At 71.3% G+C, this 5,048-nt stretch carries 4 protein-coding genes; 3 read left to right on the top strand and 1 reads right to left on the bottom strand.

Annotated elements, in window-relative coordinates:
* Positions 1-117: 117 nt before the first annotated feature.
* Positions 118-564: an SRPBCC domain-containing protein gene (locus ABZU52_RS23995; RefSeq protein WP_354973224.1), complete on the bottom strand. Its 447-nt coding sequence runs from the start codon at positions 562-564 to the stop codon at positions 118-120.
* Between the two features lie 188 nt (positions 565-752).
* On the opposite strand from ABZU52_RS23995, the gene ABZU52_RS23990 reads away from it, so the two are divergent.
* From ABZU52_RS23990 to gltX, 3 genes are read left to right on the top strand one after another with little or no spacing between them, the layout of a single operon-like run.
* Entirely contained in the window at positions 753-2,102 is a 1,350-nt protein-coding gene (locus ABZU52_RS23990; protein ID WP_354973223.1) for a GH1 family beta-glucosidase, read from the top strand.
* The gene (locus ABZU52_RS23985; protein WP_354973222.1) at positions 2,099-3,376 is read left to right on the top strand and encodes an MFS transporter; all 1,278 of its coding nucleotides are present in this window, start codon (positions 2,099-2,101) and stop codon (positions 3,374-3,376) included. Before ABZU52_RS23990 ends, ABZU52_RS23985 begins: the two co-directional genes overlap by 4 nt.
* 51 nt (positions 3,377-3,427) lie before the next feature.
* Positions 3,428-4,837 (top strand): glutamate--tRNA ligase, encoded by a 1,410-nt coding sequence (gene gltX, locus ABZU52_RS23980; RefSeq protein WP_354973221.1) that lies wholly within the window; start codon positions 3,428-3,430, stop codon positions 4,835-4,837.
* The last annotated feature ends 211 nt before the right edge of the window (positions 4,838-5,048 follow it).

Genomic DNA, 5,048 nt, shown 5'->3' with positions numbered 1-5,048 from the left:
GCGCCCGCGCCCCCCGCCCGGGCCCATAGCGGGTGCGGCCCCCGGGGGGGGCCGGGGGGCCCTGGCGGGGATCCGGACCACCGCCGTCGCGGGTGACGCCGGGAGGATGGGCGCTCGTCAGCCGACGGCGGCCAGGTCGGTGAGCCGGGCCAGCGAGTCCTCCAGGTCGGCGCCGACCCGACGCAGTCCGAGGCGCAGCAGGGCCGCCTTGACCGGGCCGGCCGGCCAGCGGACCACGATGAGGCGCACGATGGTCCCGCCCTCCTCGTCGTCGCTGGTGAGCTGGACGTAGATCTCGGTGCGCGCCTCCGCACGAGCACCGGCGCCCTTGGCCCGTTCCCGCCAGCCGATCAGCGTCGGCTCCTGGTAGGCGATCACCTCGGCCTCATGCGCCGAGCCGCGCCCCGCCTGGACCAGTTGTCGCCGTCCGAAGCCCTCTCCTGAGAGCACTTCGGCCGCGCGGACCCCGGCCAGCCAGGCCGGCAACTGCTCGGCCCGCTGGACGACATCCCAGACCACTTCAATTGGCGCCGCCACGTGCGCACTGCGTTCCACGAGGATCATTTCCGTCTTTCCTCCGGTGAGGACATCCCACGATATCGGCACTCTATGCGCTAAATCGGACTTACCAGGACGGGTTCGGAAAAAGACACGCCGATCAACCATTGCGCATTGCGCCAGGCCGGCCTATGGCGCATTCATCGAGAGCGCCCTAAAGTCCCGAGCACGTTTCACGTTGACCGGGAGGGCGCATGTCGACCGCACCGATGCCCCAGTTCCCCACCGGCTTCCGCTGGGGCGTCTCCACATCGGCCCACCAGATCGAGGGCGCCACCACCGCCGACGGCCGAGGCCCGTCCATCTGGGACACCTTCGCGCACTCCCCCGGGCAGATCAGCGACGGCAGCAGCGGCAACGTGGCCTGCGACCACTACCACCGGCACACCGAGGACGTGGCGCTGCTGGCCGGCCTGGGCGTCTCCGGGTACCGGTTCTCCATCGCCTGGCCCCGGATCCAGCCCACCGGCGCCGGCCCGGCGAACGCCGCCGGCCTGGACTTCTACGACCGCCTGGTGGACGAGTTGCTGGCCGCCGACGTCGACCCGGTAGCCACCCTCTACCACTGGGACCTGCCGCAATCCCTCGAGGACGCCGGCGGCTGGCTGCACCGCGACACCGCCGCGCGGTTCGCCGAGTACGCGGACCTGACCGCCGCCCGGCTCGGCGACCGGGTCCGGCTCTGGATCACCCTGAACGAGCCGTTCATCCACATGAGCCTCGGCTACGGCATGGGCGTGCACGCCCCCGGCCGGATGCTGCTGTTCGACGCCTTCCCGGTCGCCCACCACCAACTACTCGGGCACGGGCTCGCGGTCGCCGCGCTGCGGGCCCACACCGCCAGCCCGGTGGCGATCGCCAACAACTACTCGCCGGTGCGGGTGCTCGGCGACCGCGACGCCGACCGGGCCGCCGGGGCGGCGTACGAGGCGCTGCACAACCGGCTCTTCACCGACCCGCTGCTCGGCCGCGGCTACCCGGAGATACCCGGCCTCGACCCGAGCGTCATCCACCCCGGCGACCTGGACACCATCGCCGCGCCGATCGACGTGCTCGGGGTCAACTACTACAACCCCACCGGTGTACGGGCGGCCGAGGAGGGTTCACCCCTGCCGTTCGACCTCGTCCCGCTGGACGGCTACCCGCGAACCTCCTTCGACTGGCCGGTGGCCCCCGACGGGCTGCGCGAACTGCTCGGCTGGCTGCGCGACACGTACCGCGACGCGCTGCCGCCCATCGAGATCACCGAGAGCGGCTGCGCGTACGACGACGCGCCCGACGCCGACGGGCAGGTGGCCGACCCGGAGCGGATCGCGTACCTGGACGGGCACCTGCGCGCGGTCCGGGCCGCCATCGACGACGGGGTGGACGTACGCGGGTACTTCGTCTGGTCGCTGCTGGACAACTGGGAGTGGGCCGAGGGGTTCACCAAACGCTTCGGCCTGGTACACGTCGACTACGCCACCCAGACCCGTACGCCGAAGTCGTCGTACACCTGGTTGCGTGACGTGATCGCGGCCAGCCGGCCGGGGTCGGCGCGGTGACCACCCTCGACCCGACGCCGGCGTCACTGCCGGCGGCGCTCGCCGAGCCGACGGTGCCGGTGCGGCGCGGCTGGATCGGTCTGATCTTCGCGGCCAACCTCGGCGTGTGGATGGCGTTCTTCACGCCCATTCAGGTGCTGCTGCCGCAGCAGATCGAGCACATCGCGCCCGGCGACAAGGAGAACATGCTGGCCGTGGTCACCGGCCTCGGTGCGCTGGCCGCGGTGCTGGCCAACCCCCTCGCGGGCGCGCTCTCCGACCGGACCTGCCTGCGGATCGCCGGCCGCGAACTCGGTCGTCGGCACGTCTGGACGGCGGGCGGGGCCGTGCTCGGCGCGGCAGCCCTGGTGCTGCTGGCCCAGCAGCGGACCATCCTCGGGATCGCCCTCGGTTGGGTCGCCGCGCAGGTCTGCTTCAACGCGATGCTGGCCAGCCTCACCGCCGCCATCCCGGACCGGGTCCCGGTGCGCCAGCGCGGCGGCGTCTCGGGTTGGGTGGGCATCCCGCAGGCGCTCGGGCTTGTGCTCGGCGCGGTGCTGGTCACCGCCGTGGTCACCGGCAACGCCGCCGGCTACCTGGCCATCGCGGTGGCCATCCTGCTGCTGTCGCTGCCGTTCGCGCTGCTCACCCCCGACGAACCACTACCGCGTACGCATCGGCCGGTGATCCGGACGCGGGCGCTGCTGGCCTCGATGTGGATCAGCCCCCGGCGGCACCCGGATTTCGCCTGGGCCTGGATCACCCGGTTCCTGGTCCAGCTCGGCAACGCGTTGGGCACCCTCTACCTGCTGTACTTCCTCAGCGACGGGGTGCGCCACCCCGACCCCGAGGGCGGCCTGCTGGTGCTGATCCTGCTCTACACGCTCGGGATGATGCTGACCGCGGTGGTCGCCGGCCGGCTGTCCGACCGTTCCGGCCGCCGCAAGGTCTACGTGATCGCCTCTGGACTGATCATGGCGGTGGCGGCGCTGCTGCTCGCGGTCGTGCCGACCTGGCCGATGGCCATCGTCGCGGCGCTGCTGCTCGGCGCCGGCTACGGCGTCTACCTCTCGGTGGACGCCGCGTTGATCACCCAGGTGCTCCCCCGGGCCACCGACCGGGCAAAGGACCTGGGCGTCATCAACATCGCCAACTCCGCGCCGCAGGTGCTCGGCCCGGCGCTCTCCGCCCCGCTCGTGGTGTATCTGGGCGGCTACCCCACGCTCTACGCGGTCACCGCCGTGGTCACCCTGCTCGGCAGCGCCCTGGTCGTCAAGATCCGCTCAGTCGCGTGAGCCAGGGGGCGGTGACGGAAAGCAGTCGCGTACCGCCGTAGGCTGGGGGACGTGACAGTACGTGTGCGCTTCGCCCCCTCCCCGACCGGTATGTTCCACGTCGGCGGCGCCCGCTCGGCGCTGCAGAACTGGATCTTTGCCAAGCAGCAGAACGGCGTGTTCGTGCTGCGTATCGAGGACACCGACGCGGCGCGCAACAAGCCCGAATGGATCGAGGGCATCCTCTCCGCGCTGGACTGGATCGGCATCTCCCGGGGCAGCTACGAGGGCCCGTACTTCCAGTCCGAGAACGCTGGCGAGCACCGGGCCGCCGCCACCCGCCTGTACGAGTCGGGCCGCGCCTACTACTGCGACTGCACCCGCGAGGACGTGCAGGCCCGCACCGGCTCGCAGTACCAGGGCTACGACGGCTACCACCGCGACAAGGGCCTCGGCCCGGGTCCGGGGCACGCGCTGCGCTTCCGTACGCCGGACGAGGGCACGACGGTGGTGGTCGACCTGATCCGTGGTGAGCCCACCTTCGAGAACAAGCTCATCGAGGATTTCGTCATCGCCCGGGGCGACGGCTCGCCGGTCTTCCTGCTGGCCAACGTCGTCGACGACATGACCATGGGGATCACCCACGTGATCCGGGCCGAGGAGCACCTGCCCAACACCCCCAAGCAGCAGCTGCTCTGGGAAGCCCTCGGGGTCAAGCCGCCGGTCTGGGCGCACGTGCCGGTGGTGGTCAACGAGAAGCGGCAGAAGCTCTCCAAGCGCCGGGACAAGGTCGCCCTGGAGGCGTACCGCGACGAGGGTTACCTCGCCAGCGCGATGCGCAACTACCTCATGCTGCTCGGCTGGGCCCCGTCCGGCGACCGGGAGATCGTTCCCTGGTCGGTGATCGAGAACGAGTTCCGGCTGGACGAGGTCAATCTCTCCGCGGCGTTCTTCGACGAGAAGAAACTGCGCGCGTTCAACGGTGAGTACATTCGCGCGCTGCCGGTGGCCGAGTTCATCGACGCCTGCCAGCCGTGGCTGACCGGCACCGAGACCATCGCGCCGCCGCCGTGGCAGCCGGAGGAGTTCGACGCCGACGCGTTCGCCGCCGTGGCGCCGCTGGCCCAGACGCGGATCGCGGTGCTCAGCGAGATCGTGCCGAACGTCGACTTCCTCTTCCTGGCCTCGCCGTTGATCGACGAGGCCGCCTGGACCAAGACGATGAAGGACGGTTCCGCCGAGCTGCTGGACGACGCCGTCGCGGCGTTCGAGGCGCTGGAGTCCTGGGATGCCGAGTCGCTGAAGTCGACGCTGGAGGCGGTCGGCGCCGAGCGGGGCCTCAAGCTCGGCAAGACGCAGGCGCCGGTGCGGGTCGCGGTCACCGGCCGCACCGTGGGCCTGCCGCTGTTCGAGTCGCTGGAGGTGCTCGGTCGCGAGCGCACCCTGACCCGAATCCGCGCCGCCCGCCTACGCCTGGTCTAACCCCGTCCCGCCCCGGCGCGTCGATCTCGCAGTGCCGGTCGCCGAAAAGCGTGGAATGTCCCCTGTGTCGGGGCAGTACGTGCAAGATCGCGGCCGGCCCCGGTCGATCATGCAGTTGTGGTGGGTGACAAAGGCGCCCCACACGGCCCCGACGGGGACCCCAACAACCAAGACCAAGGACCCCGGGGGGGGTGGGAACAACCCCCCCCCC

It is taken from the genome of Micromonospora sp. NPDC005220 (assembly GCF_040607895.1).
Lineage (GTDB): Bacteria > Actinomycetota > Actinomycetes > Mycobacteriales > Micromonosporaceae > Micromonospora.
This window is presented reverse-complemented; position numbering and strand designations above follow the sequence as displayed.